This is a genomic window from Psychrobacter sp. FDAARGOS_221 (genome assembly GCF_002313155.2).
Lineage (GTDB): Bacteria > Pseudomonadota > Gammaproteobacteria > Pseudomonadales > Moraxellaceae > Psychrobacter.
In genome coordinates this window covers 2,960,307-2,977,140 of sequence record NZ_NWFK02000001.1, presented here as the reverse complement: position 1 = coordinate 2,977,140, position 16,834 = coordinate 2,960,307, and the positions used below count along the sequence as shown (strand labels likewise).

Below are 16,834 nucleotides of genomic sequence, written 5' to 3'. Positions count from 1 at the left end.
TCATTAATTATTTGATATTACTCAATTTTTATAGCAACTAATTTATGGCAAGCAATTCAGTAGACCCACTATCAAAAAACAAGGATGTTTTATGAACGACCCACACAATATTAACTCAGCCATGCCCAGTGAAGTTGCGTTAAACCAACCGGCACATGAGCCTGTACTGAGTCGCGGCCGAGCTGTTATTCAGCTTATTATTTTCAGTATTATCGGTATTGTCTGCTTCTTTATACCTTTCACCATTAACGATAAAAGCACCATTTTATTTGACCACGCCTCTAAGTTCTTAGTAACTGAGATGCACAGTGTGTCAGTATTTTTATTATTCTTAATGATGATATATGGTGCTTTTAAACCAATCGTTACCGGCAAATATAAAGAAAGCTTGACCGATATTGTGTTAACCCTTGCCAAGGTTGCCGGTCTCATACTTGGTGCTATTTATGTCATGGGCATGGCGCCTGATGTGATTATGACACCAGATATGATGCCTTTCTTATTTGAGAAATTGGCACTCCCTGTTGGCATGATTGTGCCGATTGGTGCGCTTATTCTCGCGGCATTGGTTGGTTTTGGTCTGCTCGAAATGATTGGTGTTCTTCTACAGCCGATTATGAAGCCTATTTGGCGTACCCCTGGTTCTTCTGCTATTGATGCCGTGGCCTCATTTGTGGGCAGCTACTCTATTGGCTTGCTAATCACCAATCGTGTTTACCTTAAAGGCATGTACTCGACGCGTGAAGCGATGATTATCGCCACTGGGTTCTCAACGGTATCAGCAGCGTTTATGGTAATTGTTGCCAAAACACTGGGCCTAATGGAGTTTTGGAACGTCTTCTTCTGGTCAACGTTAGTGATCACCTTTTTAGTGACGGCCATTACTGCGCGCATTCCGCCTATTAGTATGGCGGCAGATGATGACATCGATGTCGAAGCCCGTGATTGTAAAACCAATGAAGGCAACCGTTTTGCGGCAGCGCTTGATTTAGGGATTGAAACCTCAAGACGTGCTGGCAATATTCCAAAAATCTTTTGGGATAACTTCCGTGATGGTTTAGAGATGGCAGCAGCGATTGTACCCTCTATTATCGCCGTTGGTCTGGCAGGCTTATTATTGGATAAGTTCACCCCAGCCTTTGATATCTTAGGCTTATTACTATACCCATTTACTTGGTTAGCCGGTGTTGGCGATCCGATGGAAGCGGCAAAAGGTATGTCTGCTGGCCTGGCCGAAATGTTCTTGCCTGCTCTACTGTTAAGTGAAGCTGACCTAATGACACGTTATGTGGCCGGTGTGGTATCTATTAGTAGCGTGCTGTTCTTCTCAGCTATGATTCCGTGTGTACTCGCGACCAAAATTCCATTATCTATTCCAAAAATGCTGGTTATTTGGTTTGAACGTACGGTATTTAGTATTTTAATTGCCGGTGCCTTTGGTCACTTAGCGCTATCAATGGGCTGGATATTTTAAGCTTGGATAGCCTTTTAAGCTTGGATAGTTTTTTTAGCTCGAATATTAGTCGCTTTAGCACTTTGTTTAGTTAACGCTGAACTATTAAAAGCCTGAAGTACATGGCAGGTTTCAATGTGGCAATTTAGTTTTAAATTAAATTGTCACACTGTTTTTTAATAATCGATTTTGGCTATTTATATTTTACACACCCATTATTACTGATAAAAAATTAAAAGTATCATTAGAACACCCTCGCTATACCCCTATACCTGTTAAATAACATCATAAAAAGTAACACCTTTTACAGCTTAATAACAACAAATCAAGAGATAAAAAGGACTTTACGATGACCACTCAAAGCCTAATCTTAACCCCTCGCAAACTCACCTTCCAACAACTGCGCCAAGTTTATGATGCGCCAGTACAAGTCAGTCTTGATGACAGCGCTTACAAAGACATAGACGCCTCGCACGATTGTGTGAAAGAAATCATTGGCCGTGATAAAAGTGCTTATGGTATTAATACCGGCTTTGGCTTATTGGCAAAAACACGCATCAGTGATGATCAGCTCGGCTTATTACAATACAATCTGATTGTGTCGCATTCTGTAGGCACCGGTGAGCGCTTAGAAGACGGCGTTGTACGTCTGATTATGGTGATGAAAGTGGCTAGCCTAGCACAAGGCTTCTCTGGCGTGCGTCGTGAGGTGATTGATGGCTTAATCAATCTGATTAATCACAACATCATTCCACATATTCCTGCCAAAGGTTCAGTAGGTGCATCAGGCGATTTAGCGCCTTTATCACACATGACCTTGACCCTGCTTGGTCAAGGAACCTGTTACGTTAATGGCCAAGAAATGCAGGCCAAAGAGGCACTAGCACAAGCTAATCTTGAACCAGTCACTTTAGCTGCCAAAGAAGGCTTAGCGCTGATTAATGGCACACAAGTATCGACTGCTTTAACCTTAAGAGGTTACTTCTTAGCCCGTGACTTAGTGGCGACAGCAACCGTGGTAGGTGCATTATCAGTTGACGCTGCTCGTGGCTCTGACTCACCTTTTGATGCGCGTATTCACGACGTACGTGGCCATCATGGTCAGATTCAAATTGCTAAAGCGCACCGCAGCTTAATTGATGGCAGCCAAATTCGTGCGTCGCACACCGAAAACGATGACCGTGTCCAAGACCCATACTGTCTGCGCTGCCAACCACAAGTGGTCGGTGCCTGTTTAGACATAATCAATCAAGCTGGCAACACCTTACTTATCGAAGCCAATGCCGTCACTGACAATCCGCTTATTTTCAGAGACGAAGACGGTCCGGTTGCTATCTCAGGTGGTAACTTCCATGCCGAGCCAGTTGCCTTTGCTGCCGACACTTTAGCCCTTGCCATCGCAGAAATTGGCTCTATGTCAGAGCGCCGCGTGGCACTGCTGATAGACGCCACCCTGAATGGCGGTCTACCGCCTTTCTTAGTGGATAATCCAGGGGTTAACTCAGGCTTTATGATTGCCCACGTTACCGCAGCTGCTTTGGCGTCAGAGAATAAATCATTGGCACACCCTGCCAGCGTAGACAGCATCCCGACGTCTGCCAACCAAGAAGACCATGTGTCTATGGCAACCTTTGCTGGCCGCCGCCTGTATGATATGGCACAGAATACCGCTACTATCGTTGGTATTGAATTATTGGCAGCAGGACAAGGGATTGATTTCCACAAAGGGCTAAAAACCTCGAAACTGTTAAGCCAAGCGCATGGCTTGTTACGTGAAAAAGTGACCTTCTATGACAAAGACCGTTATCTGGCCCCTGACATCGAAGCAGCTAAGCAACTGGTACTGTCTGCAGCGCTGAATGAACATTGGTCTGAGCTTCGCGCAGATTGGTTCATGCAAGATTAAGGCAGTAACAGCAAACTAAAACCCATTATTAACATTTGAGAGTGTCTATTATGTCAATGACGTCTTCTTCCATAGACAGCACGAACGCTGGTGTGGCGCGCAATCCTTTTGATGCCAGTCTCTGGACAGGTCGAGCTGAGCCTGACGAGTCAGAACGTGCGCTTTATTGGTATCAGCTGGTGCAACCTTATAGCGCTGCTCAAGACAACAATACTCAATCTGACAGCGTAGATAATAAACCTGCCTCAAAAGTGACCTTGGTCGGTTTTGCCTGTGATCAGGGCGTGCGTCGTAACTTAGGCCGTGTCGGTGCCAGAAACGCACCGCCTGCCATACGTCAAAGCTTTGCGAAGCTACCGATTACACCAGCGTTGCAAGATAAGTTCGACAGCTCACAATACGCTAGCTTATTAAGTGATGCCGGCGATATCGTGTGTCATGACAATGACCGCTTGATGCCAGAGGTACTTGAGCAAACCCAAGCCAAATACAGTGAGCAAGTGACTGAGATTATCAATCAAGGTAGCCTGGCCATCGGTTTAGGCGGTGGTCATGCCATTGCATATGCAAGTTATATGGGGTTATGGCATGCGCTGAACCAGCCCGATCAAGCAGATAGCCCTAAGATTGGTATTATCAACTTTGATGCCCATTTAGACATACGTAATGCGCAAAAAGGCACCTCTGGCACCCCGTTTCGCCAAATTGCTGAACACAACCAAGCAAACGGCCAACCGTTTCATTACTGTGCTATTGGCATCAGTCAGTTTTCTAATACTACCGCCTTATTTGATCGCGCCAATGAACTGGGCGTGACTATTATTAGTGATGACAGTTGTGCGCGTAGTAGCTGGGATGCTATGGCACAACAATTAGAGCAATTTATTGAGCAAGTTGACGTCTTGTATGTCACTATTGATATGGATGCCTTCCCTGCCAGCGTAGTACCGGGCGTTAGCGCGCCTGCTGCCAAGGGTATCTCCCTTGATTTTGCCGAGCGCTGCCTTGAGGTTATTTTTGCCAGTGGTAAAGTAAAAATGGCTGATTTTGCCGAAATTAACCCCACTTATGACATTGATGGTCGCAGCTGTAAAGTCACTGCAAGATTATTGGCACTGATGATTCAGCACCATTTGTTATTAAAAAATTAAAAGATTCAACAGTTAAAAAGATTATAAATATTAAAACAAACCCATTTATAGACTCGGAGTCACTTATGACATCCTCAATGATTAAAAATTTCCCAGAAGATTTTGACACTCTCATTTTACATGCCAATATCGCTACTTTTTCTGAACAATATGGCTTTGATAGAAGCCTAGCAGTCGCTCATTCAGAAAATACGGATGCCAACAAACACCATAGCCCTTATGGTCAGATTATCGATGCGGCCTTGACCATTAAAGATGGCAAAATCAGTTGGATTGGCGACAGTCAAAGCGCATTAAACAGCCCTGCTTATCATCAAGCAATTATGCAAGCTGATGCTGATGACAAAATCATTTATGCCAATCGTCAGTGGCTGCTCCCTGGCTTAGTCGATTGTCATACCCATCTGGTCTATGGCGGCAACCGAAGCAATGAATTTGAAGCACGTTTGCAAGGCGTGAGTTATAAAGAAATTGCTGATAATGGCGGCGGTATTGTGGCGACAGTTACCGCCACTCGTGAGGCTGATTTTGATGAATTATATGCGCAAACCGAGCGTCGTTTGCAAGCGCTACTTGCTGAAGGCGTTACCACTATCGAGATTAAATCTGGCTATGGCTTAGATTTAGACACTGAACGCAAAATGCTACAAGTGGCTCGTCAATTGGGCCAAGATTATGGCATAACGGTCAAGACCACTTACCTTGCCGCACACGCCCTACCGACTGAGTATAAAAACAAAGAAAATGGCTCCGATGAATACATCGATGCGGTCTGCGAATGGATGCCTATTTTACATGAGGAAGGCTTAATCGATGCGGTTGATGGCTTTTGTGAGAACATTGGCTTTAGTAAAGCACAAATGGCCAAGGTATTTGATGCCGCCAAGCAGCTAGGGCTGCCCGTTAAGCTACATGCCGAACAGTTAAGTGATATGGATGGTAGTGGCTTGGTTGCCGACTACAATGGTTTATCCTCTGATCACTTAGAGTATTTATCTGAGAAAAACGTTCAGAAGATGGCCGAGCACGATGTGGTCGCTGTACTATTGCCAGGAGCATTTTATACCTTAAAAGAATCGCAGTTACCGCCGATGCAAGCACTGTACAAACACAATGTCGCCATTGCCTTATCGACCGACTGTAACCCAGGAACTTCGCCTTTAACCTCTTTGCTAATGACACTTAACATGGGCTGCACTTTATTTGGTATGACCCCTGAGCAGGCACTGGCAGGCATTACGACTCATGCAGCAAAGGCATTAGGACTAGATAACAAAGGCCGTATTGAAGTAGGCGTCGATGCTGACTTAACCTTATGGAATATCGAGCGTCCTGCCGATCTTGCTTATCAGATGGGTTTAAACCCATTAGATATGGTTGTGATTAATGGTCAGGTTAAATCAACCAACCTAGCTTAAAATTTGGTCTCTATCTCATATTTTACAGATAGAACCTGAGACGCTCACACCGACTATCAGAGCACCCATTAAAAAACCTCGCTAATTAGTATTAGCGAGGTTTTTTATTTATTTAATAGATTTGGACTAGTTCATAAATGATGCGAAACCATTTAATAGCATTTGCACCGAAATGGAGATTAGAATCATACCCATTAAGCGCTCAACCGCTTTAAGTCCACGATGACCCAATATTTTATAAAGCTTAGTTGAGAAGAATAAAATAACTGAGGATACAAACCACGCCAGCAACAAAGCAGCCAATGACTTGGGGATACTCTCTGGATTTTTTTCAGTCAGCAAAATTAAGGTTGCTAAAATCGAAGGGCCTGCAATTAAAGGCACCGCTAACGGTACAATAAATGGTTCCCCATCATCATCATCGTCATCGGCCATCACCCCGCCTCGGGTTGGGAAAATCATACGGATGGCGATAATCATCATAACCAGACCACCACCAATAGCGACAGCTTCTGTGCTCAAGCCTAAGGTGTGTAAGATACTACCACCGGCAAATAAGAACAGTACCATTAACGCTAACGCAATCAACAGCTCTCTGACAATAATAAACTTGCGCCTTTCTTCAGGGACTTTGTCCAATACTGCCAAAAATATGGGAATATTACCCAAAGGATCCATAATTAAAAACAAAGTCAGTGCTGCGGCGTAAATCTCCATGATTCCCCTTAATTATTATTGTTTCAAGCTTATGTGTGCCAAAAGTATCTATGAATTTTTATATTAATCATAGATGAGTTGTTCAAAATGCGACACGCGCGCTATATTTTAAATTATTTTTATTATTAACGGCACCTGATTGACTATAAAATCATGTCATATCGTCAATACTAATACTGGTCGCTAAACTATCATACTAAGCGCTATTAGTCTTAAACTTTTGACTAAAACCTTCAGTTTATTGATTATCTATTTATTAGTTATTAGCTATTTATAATCATCAACCAAATTTGGATAGGATAATACCCTCAGCTCTTGGTATTTAGCAGGCATTGGCCAGTCTATGGCCTTTTCTGGTACCGGAATTTGTTTTGCAATCAGAGTTGCTGTGGTGATCCAGCCGGCGTGACCCACTACTAATATAGTTCTAGCTTCTTCTTCGCTCACTGATGCCAGACTTAATGTCTTATTGCTGTGTATGTCATGATGGCTTGGTGTATGATGGCTTGGTGTATGACTATTATGGGTAGCGGTTTGTAATGTCTGATTAGTCTGCTGCTTGTTAATCCATGCGGCCACTCGTGCAAATAGTTGCGTTAAACTCTCACCGCCTTCTGGTGCAAAATGCGCAAAGTTATTGCACCAGGCATCTACTTCAGCCTTGCTAATTTGAGTCCAAGGTTTGCCCTCCCAAGCACCAAAATAGCTTTCTGCTAATTGTGGATCAACCAAGCATTGATAGCCTCGTGCTGCCAACACCTCACCCACTTGTTTTGAACGCTGTAAATGACTGACCCAAATGACTTTAGGCAACTTATGTTTTTTGACATAACGGTCTATTTGGTTGGCCAAACGCTTCACCTTGCGCCTATCTACCGCAACATCAAGCTGACCAAAGCACAGCCCACGCACTGCACTGGGCTTTGGATGACGCCAAATATACAACTTCAACATTTAAATACGGTCCTTAAACACTGTCCTTAAGCACTATGCTTCAATTTAGGCCCTGTAACTTGCGCTCTGAAATTTAGAATACTTGGTTAATAGTAAGTCACCGCTAAAAGTTAATAGTCGCTGCTAAACCGGCATAAATGGCAATTTCAGTAATCTGCTGCGTGGCACCCAATCCATCACCGGTATAACCCTGCAAGCGGCGTTTTAATAGACGATACATATGAGCCATGGCAATAGCTACAAATGTTATAGCCAGTAGCCATTGCCCCAAGCTAATTTGCCATAAGCCATCAGGTAGCACTACCACTAAGACCATAGCCACCGCAATCAGCCATAAGCCACTAGCAAACCATTGTTTGCTAGACATTTGTTGCGCCATTGGTTTGGCTTTGGCATGTTCAATTTCACCGCCATAGGGCAATGCTACAATTAAGCTGGTAGACATCCATCGTGACACACTGTGTGCCACAATTAAGGCAGCCAGTGCGACAGACGTTGGCATTGATGCCAGCAAACTTACCTTTAATAGCAAAGCGCATACCAAGCCAAGGCTCCCATAAGTACCAATACGCGAATCTTTCATAATGATTAACGTACGCTCACGGGTTAAGCCGCCGCCAAGACCATCACAGGTATCGGCTAACCCATCTTCATGGAAAGCACCGGTTAACTTAATACCAAAAGCGGTACTGGCAATGGCTGCTACCAAAGGGTTAAAAAAGTAGCTGACCAAAGCAAAAACAGCCGCACACAGCATCCCGACGATTAACCCAACGCCTGGAAAATGACGACTGCTTTGATGGAGCCAATTGGGCTGATAGCTGTTTAAGGTGACCGGAATTCGGGTTAAAAACTGAATGGCGACCAATAACAATCGCCATTCAGTTTTGATGCTCTCTATTACTGAGCGCTTAGGATGTGGGGATGTTGATGACATGAATGATCTGTCTCATTGCTGGATTATCAATGGCTTGGTTGCTAATAGACTTAATGATAATAAACTTATTGTTAGCGACTTAAATATTAATGACTTAGATATTAATCACTGACAAATTAATGGCTGTCTTTTTCACTAATACCAGCCTCTGCAAAGCTGGCCATCTCTTTAAAAGTTAAACAGGCTGACTTTAACAGTGGATAAGCCAAAGCTGCGCCACTGCCCTCACCCAAGCGCAAATCAAAGTCCAGCAATGGCTGAGCATTTAAAACCTTTAATAAGTGCGCATGACCGGGCTCTACAGAATGATGGGCAAAAACGGCAAACTGTGCCACCCCTGGTACTAAACGTTCAGCGACCAACAAGGCACTACTGGTAATAAATCCATCAATCAATAATACTCGTCTTTCATGCGCGGCTTGAATAAAGGCACCTGCCATCATTGCAATCTCTAATCCGCCCAATGCTGCCAATACTTCTAATGGCTCAGTTACCTGCTGATGACGTTGTAGCACTTGTGTTAAGGTGTCAATTTTGCGAGCAAGTCCGGCATCATCAAGACCGGTGCCACGACCAATACATTGGGCAATAGGAATATCTTCTAATCGTGATAATAATAAGCTGGCAGCAGAGGTGTTACCAATGCCCATCTCTCCTGCGATAAATACTTCTGCGTCAAGCTGCTTGGCAATTTCCATGCCGGCATTAATGGCTTGCACACATTCCTCTTGAGTCATAGCAGGCTCATTTAGCGCATCACGGCTGCCTAAACGGACTTTGTATTGGCTAATTAATTGCGGATTATCAGTGATACCAAAATCAGCAAAATCCGCTGCCACACCAGCATCTACCACTTTTAACTCTATCTCATGCTGTCGGGCGAGCACATTAATAGCAGCGCCGCCGTTTAAGAAGTTCAATACCATTTGAGCAGTGACAGCGGTTGGAAAAGCAGAAGTACCATGCTGCGCTAGACCATGATCAGCGGCAAACACACGAATGTGTGCCCTATCAACGCTTGGCGTTGTTGAGCCTTGAATCAAGCCAATACGCATCGCTAATGATTCTAAGCGGCCAAGCGACCCTTGTGGCTTGGTTTTATTATCCCACAGCGCTTGTATTTCACTTTGCAGGTTGTCATCATCAATAGTGGCAAGTGTTGGCAGCGATAATGTAGTCAAAGCGGATATCCTTTTTAAATAATGCTAATTTTAATTCTGTTGATTTTAATAGTGCTGGTTTAAATGCCACTAAATATTTTAATAGTTTTTAAGTGTCATCAGTGGCACTTATTATGTGCGATAGTTTATCGCATTAGAATGTGTTATGCATGACATTCCAAGCCAAACTGATTGACTTTTTAATGACTTAAAAGGCGATGTGAATAGCGTGAATATTTAATATCAGCACAACGATATCGGCTTAAATATTGGCTTAATTGATACTCAGTGCTTATGATGTTAACTTACTGCATAGACTAGATTTTAAAGGCTGTTTTTTTATTTAAATGTGCACAATAATAAAATCATTTTTATCATTAAGGATACTGTATGCAATCGCTTCCTATTCCTAAGTTAGATCAAACCCTGCAGCGCTTTATGGGCGGCATCTCACCCCTGTTAAGCCCACAGCAGCGTGATGCTACCGCAGCTGCTGCACAAGCCTTTCAAAATCAAGGCGGCCCCATCCTGCAACAACGATTACAAGCCTATGCACAGACTCAAGAAAATCAAGGGCTAAGCTGGTTGACTGAGCTTAAGTTGGCAGAGTACCTGCAAGACACCCGCCCACACGCCATTACCAATAACGCCAGCTTACAGATCAACTATCAGACCGCACACACTGGCATTAAGCGAGCTGTTAGCCTTATCTATCGATTGGCGTGGTTACATCTAGATTATATTAATGACAACATTGAGCCTCCGATTGATCCACGTGGCCAGCCCATCTCTATGTACAACTGGCGACTATTAACTGGTGCCATTCGTGAGCCAAGTGCCGATAAGGCGGTGCAGGATAGTTATTATTACGCACCGAAACAAGCGGCCAATCGCAGCATGAGCCTATTTTGGCAAGGTCATCATTTTACGCTGCCCCTAACTGACAACACCGGCAAGCTGATATCTGCAGCTCAAATTGAAGCCATCCTAGAATTGATTATAAATGCGGATTATGAAAAGCCGGTTATCGACTTTACCGAAGTGAGTGCATTGGGCAGTGTTAAAGTCGCTAGCTATTTAAATCAGCTGTGTCAGCAGCCGCACAATAAGCAAGCCTATCAAGCGGTTAAAGACAGTCTATTTTGCCTGTCACTGTATCGCTCGGGTGCGGATGATGTCACTCAGATTCAGCAACAAACCTTTATGCCAGGACATGCTTGGCAATTAAAACCCAATACCTATCAAATGGATTTGGATTCTGACTTTTTGGCCATTCACTTCGAGCACAGTGAAATAGATGGCGCGGCTCTACAACACATGTTTAATTATGCTTTTGGCTTAGTCGATGCTGCCCCAGAAGCGTTAAAATCACACATTAATTTTGATGATGACAGTCATAGCAGTGAAAAGTCAGTATCTGAAGCTCAGCGCTTAGACTGGCAATGTGACGATGAGTCGCTATTGTTGCAGATTCAACAGGACATTGAAGACATCCGCCAGCGTGCCCAACAAATTAAGGTTCAACGCAGCCTAGCAGATTATAGTGGGCTTCAAGGTAAAGTCAGTCATGATGCACTAATGCAGTTTGCGCTGCTCTATGCTCAGCTAAAAACCTTTGGTCAAGTGCGTAATACCTATGAGGCTGTCGATACCAGTCACTTTATGGCCGGGCGCACAGAAGGGTTACGCCCTAATAGTGAGCAAGCGATTGCTTTGGTTCAGGAACTGCTAGATGACGACAACAAAGACAGTAACAATGCTAAGCCAACTACTGATATGGATTTGTTACAGCAAGCGTTAGATGCGCATAAACAACGAGTGATAGCCTGTAAAACAGGTCAGGCCTTTGATCGTCACCTGTCTGGATTAAAATATATGATGACCGATGCGGATGCTAATGACTCAAGTATGGCTGAGTTCTTCAACAGCCCAGGCTATAAGACCCTGACCGGCGGCGACTTTTTATCTACCTCATCGATGGGTACTCAGTCACCGGTTCGACGCATTTTATTTGCACCAGTGATGGCCGGCGGGTTTGGCGTTAATTACAGCTTAGATGACAGCCATTACGAGTTTGTGCTGTTTGCTGATCAAGACAGCAGCCCCTATCTTGAACAGATGTGTGATGCTTGTGTTGAAGCGATCGCTAAGCTGGTTGCTTTGACTCAGCAGGCTTAAACCATTTTAAGCAGTGCCTGTAGTTTGTCATCAATTTCGACTTTAAACTCTTTATCTTCGATTTTATTGGCGTGTTGTTTGGCATATTGCAGGCTTTCTATCGCCGCTTGTAACTCACCTAACTGCTGCTGTAGCTCAGCTTTTGAAAAGGCAATCGATGCCATATGGTCCTTGGAGTTGACTGCCTCAGCTTTGACCAGCGCTTTGTCATATAGTGCCAATGCTAAATCCAAGTCTGAGGTAAAGTCAGCCAAGGTTTCCCACTGCTCTGGATGATCTTTGTCAGTATTTTCATGGGTGTTACATAGCGCTTTCAGCTCGTCATATAACGCATCGAACTGCGGTTGGTCTTGCGCTTGGTCAGCGGCTAGCAATTCTTCTGCCAGTAAATATATTTGTTTATAAATTTTAGTATTAATCATTTATATTGCTCTTAAGGATTTTGGCGGTTGGCCATTGTTATTGTTTATTGTGATAATCACATTGCTCTATCGATATCTGATTATAACCCACATTCTCGCAGACACGCCCTAATTTCTACCACTTATGCTATGGTAATCATTAAAGCTTCACTTAAACCTATAAACCTATAAACCTATAAACCTATAAACCTATAAACCTATAAACCTATAAACCTATAAACCTATAAACCTATAAACCTATAAACCTATAAATAATGTTCAAGTATTAGGACTGACATGACAACTCAAACCAATCTTCCTACTTTTATACCAAAAATTATCTTTTTTGATATTGACGATACCTTAAGTCGTGGCGGCGAGATTGCACCCCATAATGAAGCGACTTTGATTGAACTGGCTAAAACCGATGTAAAACTAGCCATTGCCACTGGACGTTCAAAATCTATCATACCGGCAGATATCATGGCACTGCTTGAACGTGATGTGTTTGATGCCATTGTCTGCACCAATGGACAATATAACTTTGATAAAAAAGGCGTCATCAGCCACTATCCATTAACTCTAGAGCAAGCAACCAAAATAGATACATTATGCCGACAAGACCATCTTGTGCATAAGTTTGACTCAGCACAGCACTTGGCATGGGCCAATGATAATGAGCGTATTCGTGCTTTTGCTGCCGAAAATCCTAGCGCCATTATTGACCCTGGATATTTTAAACACCATCAAGTGTATCAGTGCTCGGTGTTTTTCAATGATGAAGTCGAAAAAATGCAGGACGTTGATTTTGCTGCTGATGGATTAAAGTTGGTACATTGGCATCATGTTGGCGGTGATATTTTGCCAATTGAAGCATCCAAAGCCCGTGGTGTGCAGGACGTTTGTAATTACTTTGGTATAGATGTCAGTGAGGCGATGGCCATTGGCGATGGCTTTAATGATTTAGAGATGTTTGATTTGGTTGGCTATAGCGTGGCAATGGGAGATGGCCAGCCAGCACTGCAACAAAAAGCGGACTTTATTACTGGCTCCATTGAAGAGCAAGGTGTTCAAACTGCATTACAACACTTACTTGACTGAATTTAATCATCATAAAACATATAAATTAAAAAACCGTTTAACATCATCAATGTTAAACGGTTTTTTAATGACAAACTTATCAATCGTTAATGGAATAAAACAACTTAAGTTTAGCGTTTATTAGACAAATGAGCATCTGAATGAACAGGCAAATAGGTTTCTTTATCAAAAGCCCAAGCACCACTACCACGCACCCATAAATATAAGAAAATAAAGCAATATAATACAGCCGCCTCACCTTCATTGTTTAAAGGTAACCAAAAATTATCTAACTGAGCATGAAAACCAAAATAGGCCACAGCCATCATACCTGAACTAATAAAGGCAGCCAAACGTGTTTGAAAGCCGACCAACAACATAACCCCTAACACAACCTCTAACACACTGCCCATCCACATAAATGAGAACAGCTCAGGCATTGGATGCTCACTAACAGGAATACCAAATAGCTTGGTGGTACCGTTTAGTAAATAGGCATACGCTGTCACAATACGTAAGATGGCTAGCACATAAGGCTCAAACCGAGATAAAGAACTAAATAATACTTTACTCATAAACTCCCCCTTATCGGAGACAACGTTAGAGACAAAAAAAAGACTGGCATGATTGTCATACCAGTCGTAGATTACATTGATAAGTTAAACTTTACTGCAATTATTTTGTTAAAGTTTTGTTTAATAATGGTAGTTGTGCTTTAGACCAACTATTAGGCGATCATTACCAGCTAATAAACAATCATTATAGTTGCAAAACTACAGCCCAGCCTTAAGACTGGCGGTAATAAATTGATCTAAGTCACCATCAAGTACCGCGCCCGTGTTAAAGGTCTCAACCCCAGTACGCAAGTCTTTAATACGCGAATCATCAAGCACATAAGAGCGAATTTGACTGCCCCAGCCCACATCCGACTTATTGTCCTCAACTGCTTGCTGCTTTTCCATGCGCTTTTGCATCTCAAGCTCGTACAGTTTTGCACGTAGCATCTTCATTGCCGTGGCTTTGTTACCATGTTGGCTGCGTTCATTTTGACACTGTGCCACCACACCGGTTGGCTCATGCGTAATACGTACCGCTGAATCGGTGGTATTAACGTGCTGACCACCGGCCCCACTCGAGCGATAGGTATCGATGCGTAAGTCAGCTGGATTGATATCAATCTCAATATCATCATCAATTTCAGGCGACACAAATACCGCTGCAAACGAGGTATGGCGGCCATTATTGCTATCAAAAGGAGATTTGCGCACTAAGCGATGCACCCCGGTTTCAGTACGTAACCAACCAAAGGCATAATCACCGCTGACCTTAAATGAGGCCGACTTCACGCCAGCCACACTACCTGCGGACACTTCTATAATATCAACCTTAAAGCCATGCGACTCGCACCAACGGGTGTACATGCGCAGTAGCATTTCTGCCCAGTCTTGTGCTTCAGTACCACCACTGCCCGATTGAATATCAACGAAGCAGTTATTGGCATCCATTTCACCGTCAAACATACGTTTGAACTCAAGATCATCGACCTGTGCTTGCGCGGCGTCTAACTCACTTTGGACATCGGCCAACAGTGACTCGTCCTCTGCTTCAACCGCTAATTCAAGCATCGCTGCCGCATCTTCCAGACTAGTTTCAAGCCCAGTAATGGTATTAATCACACCATCTAGCTGACTTTTTTCTTTACTGATTTTGGTCGCTCGCTCTGGATCATTCCATAAGTCTGGCGACTCCATCTCAAGATTGACTTCTTCTAGGCGTTCAGATTTGCCATCAAAGTCAAAGGTACCTCCGTAGGTCCTGAGCTCGTGTGGTTAGGTCTTTAATTTGTTCTTGATATTGGTTAATTTCCATAGAAGTTCCAGTTATTTCACTTGTAAAACATTGTAGTAGCAAAGGGCTTAGTCTTTTTGATCTTAGAGGCTTAAGTCAGCACCTTAAGGTTAAAGTGACCAGTCTTCAACCGCCCAGCGATGTGACAAGGCATGCGCATGCAACGTGTCATCAGGAGTCACCGCTATCGCCACATCGGCCCATTGCAATAGTGGCAAATCGTTTTTTGAATCCGAATACGCATAGGTTTTATCGTACTCAACGCCCTGCTGTTTTTTAGTCTCTAGCCATTTATTCAAGTGGTATATTTTACCGTCTTGAAAGTTTGGCTTGTCGGTTAATTTGCCAGTATAGCGATTGTCAGCAATTTCAAGCGGCGTGGCTAACACATGCGACTGCTTGATACCAAAGCGCTCAGCGATGGCAGATACCACAAAATCATTGGTTGCTGAGATAATCACCACATCATGACCTGAGTCTAAGTGATGACGAATGGCGTCAATCGCCTTAGGGCGCATATGCGGCACGATTTCTTGCTCAATATAGTCTTCACGTATTTGACACAACTCATCCATCGGCAGGCTGGTCAAAAACTGCGCCACAAATTCATTATACTCAGTGGCATCTAGGGTGCCCTCGATATAGTCTTGATAAAACTTTTGGTTAGCGGTGCGATATTGCGCCTCATCAACCAGTCCGTTATTGACGATATACTCACCCCATAGATAATCGCTATCGACATCGAGTAGCGTATGATCCAGATCGAATAAGGCCAACGTTTTTTGGGCGTCTGATGCTGTTACAGATTGATTTTGCATACTTTCTCTCATACGTTATTTAACAACCAAACTTTAAAACACAGTTTTAATAAACGGTCTTTAATAAACAGTTAAAAAACTATCTTCAATAAAACACCAATTAACAGGCGATTATTCAGGCTGCGCTACCGCCAGTAATCCTGTTTTAAACTGTTGGCACTTTTCAGCATAGTGTTGCGCCGATAATTTTAACATGGCCACTTGCTCATCACTTAAGGTTTTCACTACTTTTGCCGGTGCGCCCATGACTAATGAGTTATCTGGAATCTCCTTGCCTTCTGTCACTAGCGCTTTGGCACCGATAATACAGTTTTTGCCAATTTTGGCATTGTTTAGCACCACTGCGCCGATACCAATCAAGCTATTATCACCAACCTGACAGCCATGCAGCATTGCCAAATGACCAATAGTGACATAATCGCCAATATTCACCTCAATACCCGCATCGGTATGAATCACCACGTTTTCCTGCACATTAGTATAATCACCGATGTGTATGCGCTCGTTATCTCCACGAATCACTGCGCCAAACCAGACACTGGCCTTGTGCCCTAAATAGACATCACCAATGACTTGAGCGCTCTCTGCAACCCAACCGTTGAAGGGAGCAGCAAACTTAGGCGTTTTATCCAAAAATTGATATATCATTATATATTCCTTGTCTCATTTATGGTTTATACTCGCAGCTATTGTTTTAGGTCTATAGAACCTGAAAAGTCAGTGTTTTCAACACTTTTAAAGCGCAGACACTGACACTGACACTGACACTGACTGACAATAACGACCTTAAACACTTTTTATAAATGTTTTATA

15 protein-coding genes are annotated in these 16,834 nt (G+C 43.3%); 6 read left to right on the top strand and 9 right to left on the bottom strand.

Translation table 11 applies throughout. The annotated features are described in order from the left end of the window. Nucleotides 1–91: 91 nt before the first annotated feature. The 4 genes from A6J60_RS12565 (at nt 92) to hutI (ending at nt 5,928) form a co-directional block, all read left to right on the top strand. The gene (locus A6J60_RS12565; RefSeq protein WP_264755581.1) at nt 92–1,474 is read left to right on the top strand and encodes a YjiH family protein; all 1,383 of its coding nucleotides are present in this window, start codon (nt 92–94) and stop codon (nt 1,472–1,474) included. A 328-nt stretch (nt 1,475–1,802) separates the two neighbouring features. Continuing rightward, on the top strand, nt 1,803–3,359 hold the full coding sequence (gene hutH, locus A6J60_RS12560) for a histidine ammonia-lyase (RefSeq protein WP_096066276.1): 1,557 nt from the start codon (nt 1,803–1,805) through the stop codon (nt 3,357–3,359). 50 nt (nt 3,360–3,409) lie between these two features. Next, nucleotides 3,410–4,510 (top strand): formimidoylglutamase, encoded by a 1,101-nt coding sequence (gene hutG, locus A6J60_RS12555; RefSeq protein WP_413772366.1) that lies wholly within the window; start codon nt 3,410–3,412, stop codon nt 4,508–4,510. Between the two features lie 65 nt (nt 4,511–4,575). Further along, nucleotides 4,576–5,928 (top strand): imidazolonepropionase, encoded by a 1,353-nt coding sequence (hutI, locus tag A6J60_RS12550; RefSeq protein ID WP_096066275.1) that lies wholly within the window; start codon nt 4,576–4,578, stop codon nt 5,926–5,928. Nucleotides 5,929–6,054: 126 nt separating this feature from the next. Here the strand turns inward: hutI and A6J60_RS12545 are convergent, their stop codons facing one another. The 4 genes from A6J60_RS12545 to cobT form a co-directional block, all read right to left on the bottom strand. Then, nucleotides 6,055–6,645 carry a YhgN family NAAT transporter gene (locus A6J60_RS12545; RefSeq protein ID WP_096066274.1) on the bottom strand — a complete coding sequence of 197 codons (591 nt, stop codon included), beginning with the start codon at nt 6,643–6,645 and terminating at the stop codon, nt 6,055–6,057. 267 nt (nt 6,646–6,912) lie between these two features. Further along, nucleotides 6,913–7,599 carry a histidine phosphatase family protein gene (locus A6J60_RS12540; protein ID WP_227526149.1) on the bottom strand — a complete coding sequence of 229 codons (687 nt, stop codon included), beginning with the start codon at nt 7,597–7,599 and terminating at the stop codon, nt 6,913–6,915. Between the two features lie 103 nt (nt 7,600–7,702). After that, nucleotides 7,703–8,536, bottom strand: a complete 834-nt coding sequence (cobS, locus tag A6J60_RS12535) for an adenosylcobinamide-GDP ribazoletransferase (RefSeq protein WP_096066273.1) — start codon at nt 8,534–8,536, stop codon at nt 7,703–7,705. Between the two features lie 116 nt (nt 8,537–8,652). After that, nucleotides 8,653–9,717 carry a nicotinate-nucleotide--dimethylbenzimidazole phosphoribosyltransferase gene (cobT, locus tag A6J60_RS12530; protein ID WP_096066272.1) on the bottom strand — a complete coding sequence of 355 codons (1,065 nt, stop codon included), beginning with the start codon at nt 9,715–9,717 and terminating at the stop codon, nt 8,653–8,655. A 369-nt stretch (nt 9,718–10,086) separates the two neighbouring features. Here cobT and A6J60_RS12525 point away from each other — a divergent pair, with 369 nt between their 5' ends. Further along, nucleotides 10,087–11,874: a choline/carnitine O-acyltransferase gene (locus A6J60_RS12525; RefSeq protein ID WP_096066271.1), complete on the top strand. Its 1,788-nt coding sequence runs from the start codon at nt 10,087–10,089 to the stop codon at nt 11,872–11,874. Here the strand turns inward: A6J60_RS12525 and A6J60_RS12520 are convergent. Beyond that, a complete protein-coding gene (locus tag A6J60_RS12520) occupies nt 11,871–12,296 on the bottom strand; it encodes a Replicative DNA helicase (protein ID WP_096066270.1) in 426 nt (141 codons plus the stop codon). The two genes, A6J60_RS12525 and A6J60_RS12520, sit on opposite strands and share 4 nt — an antisense overlap. A 276-nt stretch (nt 12,297–12,572) precedes the next feature. Between A6J60_RS12520 and A6J60_RS12515 the strand changes: the two genes are divergently transcribed. Next, a complete protein-coding gene (locus A6J60_RS12515) occupies nt 12,573–13,376 on the top strand; it encodes a Cof-type HAD-IIB family hydrolase (protein WP_096066269.1) in 804 nt (267 codons plus the stop codon). A gap of 110 nt (nt 13,377–13,486) precedes the next feature. On the opposite strand, the gene A6J60_RS12510 is transcribed toward A6J60_RS12515, so the two are convergent. The 4 genes from A6J60_RS12510 to A6J60_RS12495 all read right to left on the bottom strand — a co-directional run bounded on the left by A6J60_RS12510 (nt 13,487) and on the right by A6J60_RS12495 (nt 16,669). Then, complete coding sequence (locus tag A6J60_RS12510) at nt 13,487–13,930, bottom strand: DoxX family protein (RefSeq protein ID WP_096066268.1); 444 nt, start codon at nt 13,928–13,930, stop codon at nt 13,487–13,489. Nucleotides 13,931–14,128: 198 nt separating this feature from the next. Continuing rightward, a protein-coding gene (prfB, locus tag A6J60_RS12505; protein WP_096066267.1) for a peptide chain release factor 2 occupies nt 14,129–15,224 on the bottom strand; the annotation gives its coding sequence in 2 pieces (ribosomal slippage) (nt 14,129–15,151 and nt 15,153–15,224; 1,095 coding nt in all). An 89-nt stretch (nt 15,225–15,313) separates the two neighbouring features. Then, nucleotides 15,314–16,021: an HAD family hydrolase gene (locus tag A6J60_RS12500; protein ID WP_096066266.1), complete on the bottom strand. Its 708-nt coding sequence runs from the start codon at nt 16,019–16,021 to the stop codon at nt 15,314–15,316. A 111-nt stretch (nt 16,022–16,132) separates the two neighbouring features. Continuing rightward, nucleotides 16,133–16,669, bottom strand: coding sequence for a gamma carbonic anhydrase family protein (locus A6J60_RS12495; protein ID WP_096066265.1), 537 nt, complete (start codon nt 16,667–16,669; stop codon nt 16,133–16,135). Between the last annotated feature and the right edge of the window lie 165 nt (nt 16,670–16,834).